The organism is Oceanicaulis sp. LC35 (genome assembly GCF_052055585.1).
GTDB lineage: Bacteria > Pseudomonadota > Alphaproteobacteria > Caulobacterales > Maricaulaceae > Oceanicaulis.
Genome location: NZ_CP170485.1, coordinates 2,493,347 through 2,510,772, shown reverse-complemented (window position 1 = coordinate 2,510,772; position 17,426 = coordinate 2,493,347). Strand labels below are relative to the sequence as shown.

Genomic DNA, 17,426 nt, shown 5'->3' with positions numbered 1-17,426 from the left:
CCTAGAAGCGCTCCAGCAGCCGGTCGATATAATCAAGTTCTTCCTGTGGACGGCCCCGTTCAGCGGCCCGGCGACGCAGTTCTTCAAGGATGTCGCGGGCCCTCTGACGCTCGCTCTCGCTCGGCAGTTCCGTGTTCTGCCCTTCCGCAGCGCCCCGGCCCAACGGGTCATTGCCTTCCCCGTCCTGACCCTGATTGAGCTCTTGTTCGAGCGCTTCAGCGGCCGATTGTGCGGCGCTGCGCAGACCTGCCAGCGCTTCGTCCTGACGGGCGAGCGCGTCCTCGCCATCCCCTTCACGCAAGGCGCGGGCGGCGTCTTCCATGGCGCGGCGGGCATCCTGAAGGGCTTGCCGGGCGTCTTCGCCTGCTTCACTGCCGGGCATGGCTTCTTCAATGCCATCCAGCCCGCCGGGCAGGTTTTCCTGCGGCTCGGCCAGATCCTGCAGGCCACGACCCGAGGCGCCGTCCTGACGTTCAAAGCTCTGTGAGTCTTCGCCCTCTTCACCCAGACCGTATTCGGGATCACCGGGCGCAAGCGGGTCGGATAGCGGATCGCGGCCGGACTGGCCTTGCTGACCGTTCTCCTGTTCGCGCTGGGCGTTGAAGGTGTCCTCCATCAGCCCGCGCTGTTCATTGATGGCGTCGCTCAGCTCTTCCAGCGCCTCGCGCATGGCCTGAGCGGCGGCGCTTTCACCCTCGCCATCCCCATCGCCCTGACCAAGCGTGACCTGCATGTTGCGCAGAAGCTCGGCCAGCATGGCGAGCGCCTGTCGCGAGCCTTCGGTGTCGCCCAGCTCGGTCGCCTCGCGCAGGGCTTCCAGCAATTGCTCGATCATGTCAGCAGACATGCCGCCGCCACCGCCTCCAGAGAATCGTCCGGCCTCGGCGGCCTCTCGGGCCAGAAGCTGCATATAGCGCTGCATGGCCTGCTCGAAGGCGTCCATCAGGGCGGAGATTTCGATCTGGTCCGCACCCCGCGCCAGCGCATCCGCCAAAGCGCGTTCGGCCGCGGCGAGGGCGGCTTCGGCGTCCGCCAGGCTGCCCAGTTCGGCGCGCAGGGCGATGTCCCACAGATCGCTCTCCATATGGTCGAGCTCATCGAGCTCACGCGCCCGACGCACTTCCATCAGCGCGGTTCGCAAGCCCATCCAGACAATCGCGTCGTCAAAATAGGCCGACGGCGCATCACTGACCGCGTTGAGCGCCATGGCGAGGCGCTGGACTTCGTCCGGTGCGCGTTCGAGGCGGCGTTGCGGCTGATCATCGAGGAAGGGGCGCTCGCGGGGCGGCCCGTCCGGCATGGCGTCATAGCTGTTGGAGACCTGCAGGAAGCGGCGGCGTTCGCTGGCGACGGACCGGGCCAGCGGATCAAGGAACACGCGCTGGGGCAGGGTGATCGTCATCTCCCCGCTCTCACCCCGCTGACCTGCGCCATCAAGGCCTGACAGGCGGATCACCACCCGTTCGCCCGCCAGTGGACTGCGCGACAGGTCGATCTCGGCGAGGTTCAGACCGTCATCAGAGGCGCGGATCTGGCCCGGAGTGATCTCGTAGGACTGGAAGCCTGTTGCAGGCTGGCTCTCATCCTCGGGCGCGCGGGCGTATTCGAGCCAGATCGTCTCGAGCCCGTAATCATCCTCGGCGACAAATTCGAGCTTGAGCCGGCCCTGCGCATCGCCTTCGGGTTCGGCGGCGAAGGTGAGGTGCGGCGGCGTGTCTTCAATCAGCGTGAAGTCCACGCTTTCGCGCAGGCGACCGGCGCGCAGGCTGATCACGCCATCCGCCTGGGGGGTAATGCGCGCCAGCTGCACGCCTTCAGACAGGGTTTCGGTCTCAAATGGCGCGCCGGAAATGCTGGGCGCGCGATTGAGCCCGGCAATGCGGGCGTAAAGCGTCGAGCCTTCGGGAATTTCCGCCGTGCGTCGGTCGCGCAGGAACAGGGCGGGGCGACCCGTGTACTGAGGGGCCTCGACCCACAGATCCACGCGCGCATCCTGTCCGCCGCCCGCCAGAAGGCGCGGCGCGAAGGCGTCGCCCAGACGCGGGCCGGCCAGCTCACCGGCCAGAAATCCGCCCGCGATCAGCACGATCACAAGGCTGACGCGCGCACCATAAGGATCAAGCCGGGCCCAGGCCGCTTTGGGGCGACGGGCGCGGGCGCGCGCGAGCCTGGCCTTCATACGCTCGATATGCGCGGACCAGAGCTGCGGGTCGCCCGACGCCGGCGCATCGCGCAGGGCCTCGAACGGACGATCCTTCAGGCCGCTATCGTCTTCGACGCGGCGTTCGATCTCGACCTGGGTCGGGGCGTGGAAGGCGGGCAGCTTGTAGCGAATCCAGGCCGCGCCTGCGCCCAGCGTCACGGCAAGAGAGATCAGTCGCCATGGATCGCCCAGACGCTCGAACACGCCAAACAGCGCCAGCGCCAGATACAGGCCCAGCACCAGCGCCGGGCCGATCAGCACCGGCGCGGCGCGCTCCCACAGGAGGGCGATGCGTGCGCGAAAGAAGGCGTGCGAGCGTTGCATGGCTCAAAGGCTATACGCTCAAAGCCCGCTTTGCACGGGGGAAAGCCCTAGCGGGTTTCACCGTTTGCAGTGGGTTCGGATTCGGTTCGCGACGGCGCGTCTTCGGTCTCATAGGCGCGCTCTTCATCGGTGCGCTCATCCGCGCCCCAGAAGGGCGGAGGGCGTTCGAGATCACCGCGAATGCCGCAACCGGACAGCACCATCGCCGCCGCAAGGCCCAGAAAGGCGAGGGTCAGTTTTTTCATGCCGGCTCTCCGTCAGCGTCATCGGCGAACATATCTGCTTCAAACTCGAAATGCTCTTTCCAGGCCTGCACCTGTTCGCGCACCCGCACCGGGGCGGTGCCGCCATAGCTGGTGCGGCTTTCCATCGAAGCGCGTGCGGACAGCACCGTAAAGACCCGATCATCGATCTTCGGCTCGATGGCCTGATAATCGGCAAGCGGCAGGTCTTTCAGCGGCACGCCCTTGGCTTCGGCGGCTTTCACCGCAGAGCCGGAGACGTGGTGGGCGTCACGGAAGGGCATGTTCAGCTCACGCACCAGCCAGTCAGCGAGATCGGTCGCGTCCGAATAGGATTCCCCGGCCGCTGCTTCGAGCGTTTCGCGGTTGAAGCTGAGATCAGACGCCATGCCCGTCATCGCCGCCACGGCGAGCGCCAGGTCATCGAACGCATCAAAGACCATCTGCTTGTCTTCCTGCATGTCCTTGGAATAGGCGAGCGGCAGGCCTTTACAGACAATGATCAGACCCTGCAGCGCGCCGGAAATGCGGCCCGGCTTGGCGCGCACCAGCTCGGCGGCGTCCGGATTGCGCTTTTGCGGCATGATCGAGCTGCCGGTGGAGAAGGCGTCGGTCAGCTGGGCAAAGCGGAATCGGCCCGAAGTCCACAGGACGATCTCTTCAGCAAAGCGCGACAGGTTCACAGCCGTGATGGCGGCGGCGGCCAGCGCTTCCAGCGCGAAATCGCGCGAGGACACGGCGTCGAGCGAATTCGCCATCGGCACATCAAAGCCGAGCGCGTCAGCGGTCATGGAGCGGTCGATCGGGAAGGCGGTGCCGGCCAGCGCGGCCGCGCCGAGCGGGCATTCATTCAGGCGGTCGCGCGCATCCAGCATACGGCCCCGGTCACGTTCGGCGGCTTCGACCCAGCACAGAAGATGGTGGCCCAGCGATATGGGCTGGGCGGTCTGCAAATGGGTAAAGCCCGGCATCACCCAGTCGGCATGGCCCTCGGCCTGTTTGACCAGCGCTTCCTGATAGGCGCGCAGGCCCTGAGCGGCGTCATCGAGCGCGCCCCGCAGCCAGAGACGGAAATCGGTGGCGACCTGGTCATTGCGCGAGCGGGCGGTGTGCAGACGACCGGCGGGGGCGCCGATCTTGTCTTTCAGCGCCGCCTCGATATTCATGTGCACGTCTTCAAGCTCGGGCTTCCACTCGAACTCGCCGGCGATGATGTCATCGCGGATGGCGATGAGGCCGGCAGTGATCGCCTGTTCGTCCTCGCTTGAAATCACGCCGCAGGCGGCCAACATCCGCGCATGGGCGAGGGAGCCGGCGATATCCTGTTCAAAAAGTCGTTGATCTACGCCCACAGACGCATTGATCGCTTGCATCACGGCGGAAGGTCCGGCGTTAAATCGGCCGCCCCAGATTCCGCTGGCCTGAGCGTTCTGGGATTTTACATCTTCGGTCATGGGCGAGGCGTCCTTGGGCGAGGTTCGGGAGCGGAACCTGTAGGGAAGAGGTCGAAATGAAAGCGCTGTCACTGAAAACGGGCATTCTCGCGGTCGGCGGCATTGGCGCTTTGGCCATCCTATACGTCATTTTCAGTTCGTTTGTCAGTTCCGCCCATGGCCCGCTCGACAGTTACGCTGTGGGGACGATGGCCAGTTTCCGCACTGTGCCCGAAGCGCCGGATCAGCCGCTGAACACGCTAGTCACCGAAACGGGTGAAGAGCTGACCCTTGCGGACAAGCGCGGCAAGATCGTGCTGGTGAATTTCTGGGCCACCTGGTGCCCGCCCTGCGTGGTGGAGATGCCCTATCTCAACGCGTTGCAGGGGCGCTATGGTTCGGATCAGTTCGAGGTCGTGACCATTTCCATGGATCGCCGCATTGAAGAGCCGCTGGCCTTCTTTGAAGAACGCGCGCTTGAGAATCTGAACTTCTATTTTGATCCAGGCATGAGCATCGCCTTTGGCGTCATGGGCAGCGCCAATCGCGGCCTGCCGCTGACCATTCTCTATGACCGCAATGGTCTGGAGATCGGACGACTGGCGGGCGAAGCCGAATGGGACAGCCCGGAAGCCCACGCCCTGATCGAGGCGGCGCTGGAGCGGTATTAAGGTTTCTTGTTGATTGTCTGCGGCTAAGAAGTTCTACTAACGTTCTTTGATAGTCGCGCAGATTTCCTATTTTCGTGTGCTTGGAGAAGATATGTCTGGCTCAGTAGTTAATTATATTAAATTGGTAGAGGATGCGAAGACAGGAAAGGTAAAGCTTCCTGCGTTTCAGAGAGAATTTAAATGGCAAAGAAAACAAGTTATTTTATTGTTTGACTCCGTTCGGCAAGGTTATCCCCTGAATGGCATGATTCAAATAGAGGGAGGGGATGATGATTTCCAAGCGCGCCCGTTTTATGGCGCAGATTCAGATGCAGAACATGTTTCTGCAGGAAAGCTGATATTGGACGGCCAGCAAAGGATTACTGCTGGCATTCACTTGTATTTTAATGACAACATAGAGCTTAAGTCCCAGTATTTCGTGGATCTTGATCGGCTTTCAAAAGCTTTTAATGAATCTGGATATGATATAGAATCGGAAAGCGACATTAAGGCATTTGTTAGCGAGTTGGATGTTGATGCTGGATATTTGAAGGCTAGAACTAGAACTGAAAATCCATATTCTTTGTTATGTGACAAGCACCTTTTGTTTACCCCTTTATTGCTGGGCGCAAACTCTAGAAAAAGAGAAACGTATTTTGATGATTATCTGGATAAGTACCCAGACAGAAAGCCATTAATAAGAAATATTATTAATGGTTATTTTCTTGTTAGTGTTGGCCCTTCTATTCCAATTATAAATATTGAGTCTGAATTTAAGTTAGATGCAGTTAGTAGGATTTTTGCTACACTGAATTCAAGTGGCAAGGTTTTAACGCCATTTGAGCTTGTGGTGGCGGTCTTGTTCCCGAAGAATATTGACCTCCGTAAGGATATCGCTCAGCAGCGAGAAAAACTGCAATATTATCCAAATATGGACAAGACTGGTGAGATTGTGCTGCAAACTGCAGTTCTCTTAGCCGGTAACTCTCCGAAAAAATCTTTGCTGCCAAAAACATTGACGGCTGAAATTTGGGAGCAATTCAATGCACCTGCTTTTGAGGGGTTAGAAGCAGCTGGTGCTTGGTTAACTAAGCACTTAGGGATGGCGTTAGACTTGACCCCATCTTTGATTCCATACGATTCCATATTCGCTCCACTAGTAAAGGTTATGGATGATATCGGTTACAGTGCGATACCTGGCGATAGAGTTGCTTCTGTTAATGTAAAGCTGAAAAGATGGGTCGTTGGTTCCGCTATATCTCAAAGATATCAAGAGGGCGTGCACAACAAACAAGAGCTGGATTCAAAAACGATAACGCAATGGATTAAGGGTTTAGGTCCAGAACCTGAGTGGCTCACAAGTGTACGGGTGCCTTCCTTGATTTCAGTAATACCAACTGGGGCAATTGGAAAGATGATGAGGGCTCTTTTAAATCGAGAAAAGACCCGAGACCCAGTAAACCAAGAAGAAATAAATGTGGGAAGTTCTGTTGCTCAGTTGCATCATATTTTCCCAACAAAGTTCGTTGATAAACTCTCAGGTTGGGATAAGGGCTCCGACAATTCAAATAGATTGTTAAATACAATGCAGTTGCATCAGGACACCAATAAGAGGTTTCTGGATGATGACCCCATTTATCAAGTTGAGGCTGCTGAGCAGGCCAATCCCGATTATCGCTCTAGCTATGCAGTTCAAGGTATCTCAGAGCAAGGCTTGCTAATTTTAAGGCAGCCACAAAAATCTAAGAGTGACTTCAGAGATTTTATGAAACTTCGTGAGAGTTATTTCGAAAAACTATTGGAAGAATTAGGTTTCGATAGCGGCGGAGCTCGTCTCGATGAAGATGATGAGGACGAAGCTTAGCTCCAGCGCCTGATTGAGAAGTAGATCAAGCCAAGAAACTCCGGAAATGTAGATTCCGGAGTTTTTTCTCATACCATGACTGAAACGGCCTAGTAGTTTGCTTTCATGAGCACGACATTAAAAGCCGTTACGACTTGGGCCTGGTCCTTGACAAGGGCGTACTCAGATAATGAGAGAGCCCGCGTTTCTCTGTCCATTTTAGGGAGGACTCGCTGTGAACCATTTCCTGATTGCAACTGCATCTGGCGCGGCCCTGGGCCTGTCAGCGCCGGCCCTTGCCCAGGATACACCGGGTGAGGCCGTTGCGGCGCTCTATGACGTTATCTCAGGTCCGACGGGCGAGGCGCGGGACTGGGATCGCTTCCGGGCCATGTTCCTTGAGGGCGCGCAAATGACGGTGCTGGCGCCGCAGCCTGATGGCGAAGAGCGCGTGGTGATCCTGACGATTGAGGACTATGTCGAGCGCAATCGCGGGCGCTTGTCTGAAATGGGCTTCACCGAGGCGGAAACCCGACGCCAGACCCATGTCTATGGCGGGCTCGCCACGGTCCTCAGCGCCTATGAAGCGACCCGCCACGATACGGGCGAGACGATCGCGACGGGCGTAAACACCATCGTTCTGGCCCGGCAGGAGGGCGTGTGGAAAGTCGCCAGCCTCGCCTGGCGGTCGGAAACAGCAGACTGGCCCGTGGAACGGGCGTTTGAGGCGCAATGACTTACGCAAACGATCATGAAGCGGCTGAGGCTCTGTTTGATCAGACCCAGACGCAGTTTGGCATTCTGGCCACCCTCGGTTCCGCGTTGAGCCTCGGCGCTCTGACCGGGTTCAATCCCAGAACGCGTAGCCATCGCGTGAAGCTGATGCGGCGCCCTGATCGCGCCAGAAGGCTTGAGGCGGGGCTTGCAGGTCTGGGGGCGGTCGGATTGTCCTATTTCACAGGGCTGGCCGCTGTCAGCAAGGAGCAGGCCGAGGCGGCGTTCCGCTATACCGCCATCGTCAACTTTACTGCCCCCATTACGGTTCTGGTGATCTTCAACCAGATTCTGGAAGGTGGGATCATGGGCGTTGTCGGGAGTACTTCAGACATTGATGGCTGGGCGCTCGGCCTGCTGGCGGCCGCCTTTGTGATCACGGTGACCGGGGTGGTGTCCTACGCCTATATCGGCGCGCAGATGGCGCGTGACATCCTGCATCTGGCCCAGCTCGAACAGGCGCGGCGCGGCAGCTTCAATCCGGCTGCATCAGACGAAGATGACGGGATGGTCGAGCCGGCCGATCTCTAGTCTCCGGGCGTATCCTCAGGCTCTTCGGAAGGGCCGGGCACGTAATCGAGAATGTCGCCGGGTTTGCAGTCGAGATACTCGCACATCATCTCGAGATTCTTGAAGCGAATGCCCTTGAGCTTGCCCGATTTGAACAGGGACAGGCTGGTTTCGGTCAGGCCCAGATGTTTGGCGAGATCCTTGGACTTCACCTTCCGCTTGGCCAGCATGACGTCGAGATTGATGATCAGGGGCATGGTGATCACAGAAACTGCTGGTTTTCAGACAGGGCGTCCTGCCCGCGTCTGAGTTCGCGACAGACCAGGAAGAGCACAAGGCTGATCCCCAGAAACGTCAGGGACCTCATGTCCAGCACAAGCGCAATGCCGGGCGCGCCCGCGCGCCAGTTGGCGAGACTTGTGAGCAGGATGTCTCCGATCACACTCAGCCCCGCATAGACCACTAGCCCCAAGGCCAGCCGGGTTATGGCGGTGATCACGGCGCCGGGTTGGTCCTGCGCTGTGTCGAGGGCGCGAACCGCGCCACGCAACAACCAGAGCACGGCCAGCAGGGCTGCAACGCTCAGGCTTGTCAGGATGAAATCGCTCAGCCCCGGCTGCGGGCCAGACGCGCCCAGGCCGTAAACGACCTGGAACCAGCTGCTGTCGAGATTGAGCGCCGCGCCCAGCCAGTACGACAGATGCGCGAGCAGGACGAGTGCAGCCCAAAGCAGGATGCCCGCTTGCAAAAGACGTGACCGAGTCATGCTGGAAATCCAACTCCGATTGACATAAATTTAAATGCGATTTAAAGAAATCGCTATCCGGCAAAGAGATGCGAGGCAAGCTCGCACAGCCGGTTGGTTGTGTCGAACAGAAAAACGAGATCAGACATGAACGGTCAGGTTCAGCTGCGTGAAGCGGCTCTGGGCATCGTCGCCGTAATCGGCGGCTACTTCCTTGTGGGTTACGCCCTCAAATTCACCCTCGGCCATGCCGCCATTGGCGGGTACACCATCTCCTGGAGCGTCTGGGCCTCGCTGGTCCTGTCGCTCGGGGTGATGGTATATGTGTGCAAGCGCGACGGTTCGCTGGACAGTCTGGGGCTGACGCGTCCGCGCTCGATCCTCAAGGGCGGGCTGACCGGCCTTGTGGGCGGGGCGCTGATCCTGGCCGGCGTGGCGCTGCCCGTGTCCCTGCTGAGCGCCGCCGGGCTGATCAGCCCGCCCGAGGGCGCGTCCACGCTTCTGGTGGACGGGCCGAATGCCCGGCTCAGCCTGGCGTTGTCGCTGGCGGTGATGTGGATCAACGCCGCGTTTGGCGAAGAACTGCTGTTTCGCGGTTTCCTGATGAACACGCTGATGCGGGCGCTGGGTGATACCCGCCGGGCTGGGGTCGCGGCCAGCCTGCTCATCGCCCTGGCCTTCGGTGTGATGCACATGCCGTCCCAGGGGCTCTATGGCCTCGTGGTCACGGGCATTGTGGGCTTTCTGATGGGAGTGCTGTTCCTGTTCGGAAAACGCAATCTCCTGCCGGTCGTCCTCGCGCACGGGCTGATCAACACGGTGAGCATGGTCGCCGCTTCGGCCGGGTAGGGCGCAGCGGACAGACACCACAAAAAAACCCCGGAAGCATGGCTTCCGGGGTTTTTCCTTAGCGCTGACGAAGGAGCTTAGTAGCCCGCTTTGCCGAGCTCTTCTTCGAACGCCGGCACGGCCTGGAACAGGTCGGCGACGAGGCCGTAATCAGCGACGGAGAAGATCGGGGCTTCCTCGTCCTTGTTGATTGCGACGATGACCTTGGAGTCCTTCATGCCCGCCAGGTGCTGGATCGCGCCGGAAATGCCGACGGCGATGTACAGTTCCGGGGCGACCACCTTGCCGGTCTGGCCGACCTGATAGTCGTTCGGCACAAAGCCCGCATCCACAGCCGCGCGCGAGGCGCCGACGGCGGCGTTGAGCTTGTCAGCGACCTTTTCGAGGATGGCGAAGTTCTCGCCATTGCCCATGCCGCGGCCGCCGGAGATGACGATCTTGGCCTGGGTCAGTTCCGGACGGTCCGATTTGGACAGCTCTTCGGAGACGAACTGGGAGTTTGCAGACGGCGCCGGAGCGTCGATGCTGTCCACAGAGGCCGAACCGCCATCGCCCGCCTTCTCGAAGGTGGTCGGACGCACGGTGATGACTTTCTTGGCGTCGTTGGATTTGACGGTCAGCATCGCGTTGCCCGCATAGATCGGGCGCACGAAGGTGTCCGCGCTTTCAACAGCCGTGATGTCGGAGATCAGCATGACGTCGAGCTTGGCGGCGACGCGCGGCATGAAGTTCTTACCCACGGTCGTGGCCGGGGAGAGAATGGCGTCGTAATCACCCGCGATGGAAACCACGAGGGCTTCCATGGCTTCAGCCAGCTTCTTCTCGAGCGTGTCAGAATCGGCATGCAGAACCTTGGACACGCCGTCGAGCTTGGCGGCGGCTTCCGCCACAGCGCCTGCGCCCTTGCCAGCGACCAGCACGTGAATGTCGCCGCCGATCTTGGAGGCGGCGGTCACGGCGGCGCGGGTGGCGTCGTTCAGTTCCGCGTTGTCGTGTTCAGCAATAACGAGAACAGTCATCTTAGATCACCCCCGCTTCGTTCTTCAGCTTGTCGACCAGCTCGGCCACGGTCTCGACCTTGACGCCGGCTTCGCGTTTCGGCGGCTCGGAGACCTTGACCACTTCCAGACGCGGGCTGATGTCCACGCCGTAATCGTCAGCGGTCTTGGCGTCGATCGGCTTGCGCTTGGCCTTCATGATGTTCGGCAGAGACGCGTAGCGCGGCTCGTTCAGGCGCAGGTCGGTGGTGATGATGGCCGGAGACGGGATGGCGAGGGTCTGAAGACCGCCGTCGATCTCGCGGGTCACCTTGAAGCCGGTGTCGGTTTTCTCGACTTCGGACGCGAAGGTGGCTTGCGGCCAGCCCATCAGGGCGGCGAGCATCTGGCCCGTCGCGTTGGAATCGTCGTCGATGGCCTGCTTGCCCAGCAGCACCAGCTCGGGAGATTCCGCTTCAACCACGCCCTTGAGGATCTTGGCGACCGCGAGCGGTTCGACCGTTTCATCCGTGGTGACGTGAATGCCGCGATCCGCGCCCATGGCGAGGGCGGTGCGGATGGTTTCCTGAGCCTGGGCCGGGCCGATGGAGACCACGATGATCTCTTCGGCAATGCCTTTTTCCTTCAGGCGGATTGCTTCTTCGACAGCGATCTCGCAGAAGGGGTTCATGCTCATCTTGACGTTGGCCAGGTCGACGCCGGTCTGATCCGGTTTGACGCGGACCTTCACGTTATAGTCGACCACCCGTTTGACGGGGACGAGGATCTTCATCAACGGCTCCGGTTGCTACTCGTTGGAACTCTTCGGTGCGATAGAGCTGGCGCCCTCGAAACTCGCACCGACTATGGTCAGGCTTGAACTTAGGGGCGGAAACTGCCCTTGCCACCCCCATAAGTCAACGCGGCATGCCTGAAGGTCCGGACAAGACGCTGCGGCGCAGCAGCGCGGGGGTGAACACTGATCACATCAGGACCAGTAAACGCACATGAAAACGGCCGGTTCCTGTATCCAGGACCGGCCGTTGATCACGACTTCATGTGCAGGTGCGCTGCAGAGTGTCGTTACTCGCTGACGAGGGTCAGCTCGGTATTGATCTCGATGCGCACTTCGTCAGACACGGCCGGCGCGGCATAGCCCAGACCCCATTGCGAGCGCAGGATCTCGCCGGTGGCGGTGAAGCCGGCGGTCGGGGTTTGCGACATCGGGTTGGGCGCGTGCTGGTTCAGCGTCACGTCAAGCGTCACCGGATGGGTCTGGCCCAGCAGGGTCAGGTCGCCGGTCATCTGGCCGGTTTCGCCATCTTCGGTCTCAAAGCCGGTCGCCACGAAACGAGCGGTCGGGTACTCGGCAATGTTGAACAGGTCCGGCGAGCTCAGATGGCCCACGAAACGGTCCTGGCCAGCGCCGACCCAGAAGCCGTCTTCCAGGTTGAAGGTGACGTCGACGGTGGAGTTTTCCGGCTCTTCGAAGTCGAGCATCAGAACGCCGTCGAAATCGGTGAACTGGATGGCCTGATGGGAGAAGCCCAAATGGGTCCATGTCGCGCGAATGGCGGTGTGGGTCTTGTCGAACTGGTATTCGGCCGGATCGGCGAAAGCCGTCGGGGCGAGGGTGGCGGCGCCCAGGAAGGCGGCCAGCGAGGCGGCGGCGTAAGCGGTCTTCATTGTGCTCTGTCCCTATAGATTGAACGGCAGACTGCGGCCTCAAGCCGCACGCCGATACATAGGGAGAGGCGCCCCGTCTTCGCTACCCATCGCGCGCGAATTTCGTTGTTTCCGGAATGGAAAGGCTTCACGCCTGCGTGAGCGAGCGTCTCAGCGGTTTGCGCCCGGTGCCCATTTCACATCGCGTGCGCCGTTCTCATTGGCGATGCGCGCTACAACGAAGAGATAATCCGACACCCGGTTGAGATAGGTGATCACGGGCGCGCCCACCACATCGCCTCGCGCCGCCAGCTCGACGGTGCGGCGCTCGGCGCGCCGCGCAATGGTGCGCGCCAGATGCAGGCGTGCGGACAGCTCGGACCCGCCGGGCAGGATGAAGCTGTCGAGCGGGTCCAGCGTCTCGTTATGCGCATCAATGCGCGTCTCCAGCCAGTCCGTCTGACCTGGCGTCATGCGCAAGGGCTCCCAGTCGAGTTTCTCGCCGGTGTCGGGGACACACAGATCCGCGCCCAGATCAAACAGATCGTTCTGGATGCGGGTCAGCTCGGCCGTGAGAGGGTGATCTTCGCCCGCTTCCACAGCGGCAAGCCCGAGCGCGGCATTCAGCTCATCCACTGCGCCATAGGCCTCGACCCGCAGATCGAACTTGTCGGTTTCGCTCATATCGCCAAGCCGGGTGCGGCCCTTGTCGCCGGTGCGCGTGTAGATTTTCGTGAGACGGACCATGGCGGGGCTCCCCTGAGTGTGAGGGCAAGCTATCGGGCGCAAGGGGGCGGGGCAATGGCCGGACCTGAAAACGCGATGTCACCCAAAGGTTACTCTTGACGGGGTGGTTTCCAGCTGGCATGGCTAGGGGAAAGTCACCTTTGCGTAACATTTGGGAGCGCGACCATGAAAGTCTTGATAAGCGTTATGGCCCTGGCCGTGTTGTCTGCAGCGCCGGTTCAGGCGCAACAGAGCCTTCAGTCTGAAGCCGACGCGCTGTTGGCGCAGAGCGGCTCGCCCGCCGCTGGCGTTGCTCGCGTGACCCGCTCGGGGGATCGGGGCGTTGCCGTTGCGGGCGTGCGCTCCGCGGGCCTTGATGCGCCTGTACTGACAGATGATCTGTGGCATCAGGGTTCGAACACCAAGGCGATGACCGCGACGCTGGCCGCTCGCCTGGTCGAGGCGGGGCTGATCGACTGGGACACGACGCTGGCGGACGGGCTGAGCGGGATCGAGATGAGCCCGGTCTTCGCGTCCGTTACCCTGGCGGACCTTCTGCATCATCGCTCGGGCTTGCCGGCCAATCTGGGGCGGTTGTCGACCATCCACTTCCTCGGAACCGATGAGAGCCGGGATCTGCAGGCGGACCGGGTGCGCTTTGCGGAGATCATCCTGAACCAGGAGCCTGCCGTGGCGCGTGGAGAGTTTGTCTATTCCAACGCGGGTTATGTGATTGCGGCGCTGATGCTGGAGCAGGCGGCGGACCGCCCCTATGAGGCGCTGATGCAGGACGAAGTATTCTCGCCGCTGGGCATGGACAGCGCCGGTTGGGGCCCGCCGGGCGTGGTCGGCGCGAATGACCAGCCGCGTGGTCATGCGCCGGGCCTGTTTGGCGGGTTGAGCGCGCGTGAGCCGAATGAGCGGGCGGATAATCCCGCCGTGCTGAACTCTGCCGGCCGGGCGCACATGACCCTTGATGACGTGCTCGATTTTCTCGAGGCGCACCTTCACGCACAGGACGGCCCCTATCTGAGTGCTGAAAGCTGGGCCGTTTTGCATGAGCCGGTGGGCGAGGAAGCCTACGCCATGGGCTGGGGCGTCACGCCGCAAGGCGCGCTGGGCCATTCAGGTTCGAACACGATGTGGATGATCCGCGCCCGTATCGACCCGGTCAGCGGGGTCGCCGCCGCCGCTGTAGTCAATGACGGTCGCATCAATGACGTCGCCCCGGTTCTGGGACGTTCGCTGGAGGCCATGATCGAAGCGGAGACGCCCTAGGCGGCGAAGTGGCTCTTCAGCCAGAAGCCGGCGACCAGCACGAGAATGGCCGCGAACTGGATCACAACACGCGCCCGCATCAGCTTGTTGGACCAGGAGCGGCCGAAATCCCCGCCCTTGAACAGGGCGAAGACGCCCAGACACAGGACGACGAAGACAACGGCGAGCAGGATGTAGAGCAGGATGTCGACAAGCGTGATCATGGCGGTGATGTAGGATGGAACGGAAATTCTGGCAATGCTGCGTGCCGGTTTGAGAACTTGAAAAAGTTTCTACTTCTGCGTTTGGGGAATGTTTGTTCGCGCTCTGCGAGCAAAATGACCGGAGCGCCTGTTCATCCTGGAGGAAAGACTCCATAGTGCGCGAATCGCTGAGTGCATTCAATTCAGGACTTGAGACATGCGTGATCTAGCCGGGGGGCGCGTGACCCGCCGTGATATGCGGCGTGAAGCGACCAAAGCCGCCGTCCTTGAAGCCGCCGAGAAGGTGTTTCTCTCTCAGGGGTATGAGGGCGCGACCATCAAGGCGATCGCCGATGAGGCCGGGGTGTCCCCCGGAACCGTACTCAACGCCGAGCCGTCCAAGGCCGCGCTGTTGATGGCAATTCTCAGCAATGAAGTCGAGATGATCGCGGAATCTGTCGAACAGATGGAAGCGGCGCTCTCGGGCAATCTCGCTGACCGTATCATCGCGCTTCTTCAGATCATGCTGGAAGGTCAGTCGCGCAATAGCGAGCTGTTCGCCGCCGCTGTCGGTCATAGCTGGATGGTCGCCGACCCCACCTATCAGGCGGCGTTCGACCAGATGGAGCTGGCCTGGCGTCCGATCCGGCGTGTGCTGGAAGCCGGCATCGCCGATGGTGAGCTGCGTCAGGATCTGGATGCGGACACGATGATCGCGGTCCTGAGCGACCAGTTCCTCGGCGCCATGCGCGCTTCGCGTCGCAACGAGTTCGAGGAGCGCAATATCGTCTCCCTCGAAGCGCGCGTTCGCGTTGTCATCGAAGGCATGCTGGCGCGCTAGGCGCCAGCGGCCTTAGGTGCGCCAGCGCAGGACGGCGGGTTTGACCGGGTTCTTGAAGTCCCGGCCTTCAGCTTTCGCCGTCATCCATTCGCGCTTGAGCCGCCGGTACCAGACCATCAGCGTATCCGCGTCCGGGATCTGCATGAGCGGCGGATTGTAGGACAGGCCTTCGCCCTGCAGCTTCATGATGCGGGCATCCTGCTCCAGGAAGGTGTGGGTGAAGGGACGCGCGATCAGCTTGATCAGGTTCAGGATCGGCACATCCCAATACATGATCTCACGGATTTCACACAAATTCTCGTCAATGGGCGTGATCGCCGCGAGACCAAGGAAGCCGTATTTCTCGTTGCGGATGGATTCCGCGCGCAGGCCGGGCAGGAGGAACTGGATCTCGACCCGAATCTCACCGCCGATAATGTTGTAGATGTAGGAGTTGACCGGCTTGTGAGACAGCATGGTGAAGCCCATCTCGCTGGGCGCGTAATGCTTCTCTTTTTCCTTCAGGGTTTTCGAACTGCGCCAGAGCGGGCTCTTGTGTACGAAGGGCGTATGGGCGGGATCGAGCAGCCCGATGACCGCATGATCCTGATGGCAGGCGAGCTCCGCGCGCTGGACATATTTCACCTTCGCTTCGGTCTGGCCCTTGAGCAGCACCATGTTCTCAAAGCGAGGCGGCGTGCTGTCGGGCTCGCCCGCAGGGTCGGTGGGCATGTAGATCCAGATCAGTCCGTCCTGCTCGGCCAGGGCGTATTTGCGCACCCGGATCTTCTCAAGATCAAAGGGTTGATCCTTTACGAGCGAGGGGATGTGCGCGCAGCCGCCATCGGTGCGGAAGCGCCAGCCATGATAGGGGCATTCCACGGTCTTGCCGCCATCGGGTTCGTCCAGCATCTGACCGGCGGACAGGGGCACGGCCCGGTGGGGGCACACATCTCGCAGCGCGAAAGGCGCGCCCTTGCCGTCCCGCCCCATCACGATCGGCTCGCCCAGGAACTTCTTCTTGTAAAGCTTGCCTGATTTCAGCTCGTCCGCGGTCATCGCCACATACCAGATGTCACGGATCAGCGGGCCGCCGAGCGCGCGGAACGGGTCGTCGCCAGGTTTCGCGGCGGGCGTCGGGGCGGAGGCGGAAGAGGTCGTATCGGTCATGGATCGGGTTTAGCCGCCCCCGCGCCCGGGGTCGAGACTTGAACGCCCGCCCGCTGTGCGGCGTAAACGCCTATCAGGACGAAGGCGGCGCCGATCCATTGCAGCGGTGTGAAGGCTTCGCCGAACATCATCCAGCCCACCAGCGCAGATACGACAGGCTGGATCAGAATGATCAGCGTGGCGAGGGCGGCCGGGGTGTGGCCCAGCCCGTAGGCGACCCCGCCCTGTCCTCCCACATGGACGATCAGCGCCAGCGCCAGCAAGGGCAGCCAGCCCGCGGGTTCGGGCGGCAGCAAGGGTTCATTGAAACCCAGAGCGATCAGCAGCGCGATGGGCGCCCCGACAAAGGCGGACCAGAACATCACCTCGACGGTCGCCGCGCCGGCGCGCCGCGCGGCGCGGATGCTCAACAGATAGCCGGTGTACCAGACGGCGGTGAGGGCGGAGAGGATGTCGCCGCTGACCCGCTCGGGCGCAAAGCGCACATTGCCCGCCGCCAGACAGATCGCGCCCAGAATGGCCAGCGCGCCCGCCAGCACCATGCCGCGTGTGGGGCGCTCCTGGAACAGGAACCAGGCCGCGATGGCGACGAGGATCGGCGTCAGATTGGCGAGCAGGGTGGCGTTTGCGGCGGTCGTGATCTTGATGCCGGCATGCCAGAAGGCGAGATCGCCTGCGAAGAACACGCCCGCCAGCGCCAGGGCTTTCCAGCCCGGCGGTCGCAGGATGAAGGGACGGCCTTCGCGACGGTGCTTCATCAGTCCGTGCACAAGGGCGAGGGACAGCAGCGGCAGGCCCAGGGACAAGCGCCAGAATGCGATGGCTTGCGGGCCCAGATCCGAGGCTTTGACCAGAATGGACGCAAAGCCCAGCACGACCGCGCTGACCGCCAGAACGGCGACGCCGGGTATGGGCGGCTGAGGCGAGGAGGGTGCGGTCATGAGCGTCGCCTTGGAAGCCGTCAGAACGGGGTGAAGCGGGTCATTTGCAGATCGGTAACCAAGCTTGTCCAGCCTGATTGAAGGTCTGTCGTCC

At 61.2% G+C, this 17,426-nt stretch carries 19 protein-coding genes; 7 read left to right on the top strand and 12 right to left on the bottom strand.

All coding sequences use genetic code 11. The annotated features are described in order from the left end of the window. Position 1: 1 nt before the first annotated feature. The 3 genes from ACFELO_RS11995 to argH are packed head-to-tail and all read right to left on the bottom strand — an operon-like array spanning position 2 to position 4,223. Positions 2-2,527 (bottom strand): DUF4175 domain-containing protein, encoded by a 2,526-nt coding sequence (locus tag ACFELO_RS11995; protein WP_440957998.1) that lies wholly within the window; start codon positions 2,525-2,527, stop codon positions 2-4. Positions 2,528-2,574: 47 nt separating this feature from the next. Then, positions 2,575-2,772 carry an LPS translocon maturation chaperone LptM gene (lptM, locus tag ACFELO_RS11990; protein WP_440957997.1) on the bottom strand — a complete coding sequence of 66 codons (198 nt, stop codon included), beginning with the start codon at positions 2,770-2,772 and terminating at the stop codon, positions 2,575-2,577. Then, complete coding sequence (argH, locus tag ACFELO_RS11985; RefSeq protein ID WP_440957996.1) at positions 2,769-4,223, bottom strand: argininosuccinate lyase; 1,455 nt, start codon at positions 4,221-4,223, stop codon at positions 2,769-2,771. The genes lptM and argH overlap by 4 nt, the downstream gene beginning before the upstream one ends. A 56-nt stretch (positions 4,224-4,279) precedes the next feature. On the opposite strand from argH, the gene ACFELO_RS11980 reads away from it, so the two are divergent. The 4 genes from ACFELO_RS11980 to ACFELO_RS11965 all read left to right on the top strand — a co-directional run bounded on the left by ACFELO_RS11980 (position 4,280) and on the right by ACFELO_RS11965 (position 8,000). Beyond that, positions 4,280-4,873 (top strand): TlpA family protein disulfide reductase, encoded by a 594-nt coding sequence (locus ACFELO_RS11980; protein ID WP_440957995.1) that lies wholly within the window; start codon positions 4,280-4,282, stop codon positions 4,871-4,873. Between the two features lie 91 nt (positions 4,874-4,964). After that, positions 4,965-6,716 (top strand): GmrSD restriction endonuclease domain-containing protein, encoded by a 1,752-nt coding sequence (locus ACFELO_RS11975; RefSeq protein ID WP_440957994.1) that lies wholly within the window; start codon positions 4,965-4,967, stop codon positions 6,714-6,716. A 214-nt stretch (positions 6,717-6,930) separates the two neighbouring features. Further along, a complete protein-coding gene (locus tag ACFELO_RS11970; RefSeq protein WP_440957993.1) occupies positions 6,931-7,431 on the top strand; it encodes a hypothetical protein in 501 nt (166 codons plus the stop codon). Next, positions 7,428-8,000 (top strand): hypothetical protein, encoded by a 573-nt coding sequence (locus tag ACFELO_RS11965; protein ID WP_440957992.1) that lies wholly within the window; start codon positions 7,428-7,430, stop codon positions 7,998-8,000. The genes ACFELO_RS11970 and ACFELO_RS11965 overlap by 4 nt, the downstream gene beginning before the upstream one ends. On the opposite strand, the gene ACFELO_RS11960 is transcribed toward ACFELO_RS11965, so the two are convergent. Both ACFELO_RS11960 and ACFELO_RS11955 read right to left on the bottom strand, forming a co-directional pair. Further along, a complete protein-coding gene (locus ACFELO_RS11960) occupies positions 7,997-8,236 on the bottom strand; it encodes a helix-turn-helix domain-containing protein (protein WP_440959922.1) in 240 nt (79 codons plus the stop codon). The genes ACFELO_RS11965 and ACFELO_RS11960 overlap by 4 nt on opposite strands. 5 nt (positions 8,237-8,241) lie before the next feature. Further along, the gene (locus ACFELO_RS11955) at positions 8,242-8,745 is read right to left on the bottom strand and encodes a hypothetical protein (protein WP_440957991.1); all 504 of its coding nucleotides are present in this window, start codon (positions 8,743-8,745) and stop codon (positions 8,242-8,244) included. A gap of 126 nt (positions 8,746-8,871) precedes the next feature. On the opposite strand from ACFELO_RS11955, the gene ACFELO_RS11950 reads away from it, so the two are divergent. Further along, complete coding sequence (locus tag ACFELO_RS11950) at positions 8,872-9,573, top strand: lysostaphin resistance A-like protein (protein ID WP_440957990.1); 702 nt, start codon at positions 8,872-8,874, stop codon at positions 9,571-9,573. Positions 9,574-9,650: 77 nt separating this feature from the next. On the opposite strand, the gene ACFELO_RS11945 is transcribed toward ACFELO_RS11950, so the two are convergent. The 4 genes from ACFELO_RS11945 to ACFELO_RS11930 form a co-directional block, all read right to left on the bottom strand. Then, positions 9,651-10,592: an electron transfer flavoprotein subunit alpha/FixB family protein gene (locus tag ACFELO_RS11945; RefSeq protein WP_440957989.1), complete on the bottom strand. Its 942-nt coding sequence runs from the start codon at positions 10,590-10,592 to the stop codon at positions 9,651-9,653. 1 nt (position 10,593) lies between these two features. Further along, entirely contained in the window at positions 10,594-11,343 is a 750-nt protein-coding gene (locus ACFELO_RS11940) for an electron transfer flavoprotein subunit beta/FixA family protein (RefSeq protein ID WP_440957988.1), read from the bottom strand. A gap of 290 nt (positions 11,344-11,633) precedes the next feature. Continuing rightward, entirely contained in the window at positions 11,634-12,236 is a 603-nt protein-coding gene (locus tag ACFELO_RS11935; protein ID WP_440957987.1) for a YceI family protein, read from the bottom strand. Between the two features lie 150 nt (positions 12,237-12,386). Further along, complete coding sequence (locus ACFELO_RS11930) at positions 12,387-12,962, bottom strand: cob(I)yrinic acid a,c-diamide adenosyltransferase (protein WP_440957986.1); 576 nt, start codon at positions 12,960-12,962, stop codon at positions 12,387-12,389. Between the two features lie 165 nt (positions 12,963-13,127). On the opposite strand from ACFELO_RS11930, the gene ACFELO_RS11925 reads away from it, so the two are divergent. After that, positions 13,128-14,219, top strand: coding sequence for a serine hydrolase domain-containing protein (locus ACFELO_RS11925; RefSeq protein ID WP_440957985.1), 1,092 nt, complete (start codon positions 13,128-13,130; stop codon positions 14,217-14,219). Here ACFELO_RS11925 and ACFELO_RS11920 read toward each other — a convergent pair. Next, complete coding sequence (locus ACFELO_RS11920) at positions 14,216-14,422, bottom strand: twin transmembrane helix small protein (RefSeq protein ID WP_440957984.1); 207 nt, start codon at positions 14,420-14,422, stop codon at positions 14,216-14,218. The genes ACFELO_RS11925 and ACFELO_RS11920 overlap by 4 nt on opposite strands. Positions 14,423-14,618: 196 nt before the next feature. Between ACFELO_RS11920 and ACFELO_RS11915 the strand changes: the two genes are divergently transcribed. Next, a complete protein-coding gene (locus tag ACFELO_RS11915) occupies positions 14,619-15,242 on the top strand; it encodes a TetR/AcrR family transcriptional regulator (protein WP_440957983.1) in 624 nt (207 codons plus the stop codon). 12 nt (positions 15,243-15,254) lie between these two features. On the opposite strand, the gene ACFELO_RS11910 is transcribed toward ACFELO_RS11915, so the two are convergent. Continuing rightward, on the bottom strand, positions 15,255-16,391 hold the full coding sequence (locus tag ACFELO_RS11910) for an aromatic ring-hydroxylating oxygenase subunit alpha (protein ID WP_440957982.1): 1,137 nt from the start codon (positions 16,389-16,391) through the stop codon (positions 15,255-15,257). Then, complete coding sequence (locus ACFELO_RS11905) at positions 16,388-17,332, bottom strand: DMT family transporter (RefSeq protein WP_440957981.1); 945 nt, start codon at positions 17,330-17,332, stop codon at positions 16,388-16,390. The genes ACFELO_RS11910 and ACFELO_RS11905 overlap by 4 nt, the downstream gene beginning before the upstream one ends. Between the last annotated feature and the right edge of the window lie 94 nt (positions 17,333-17,426).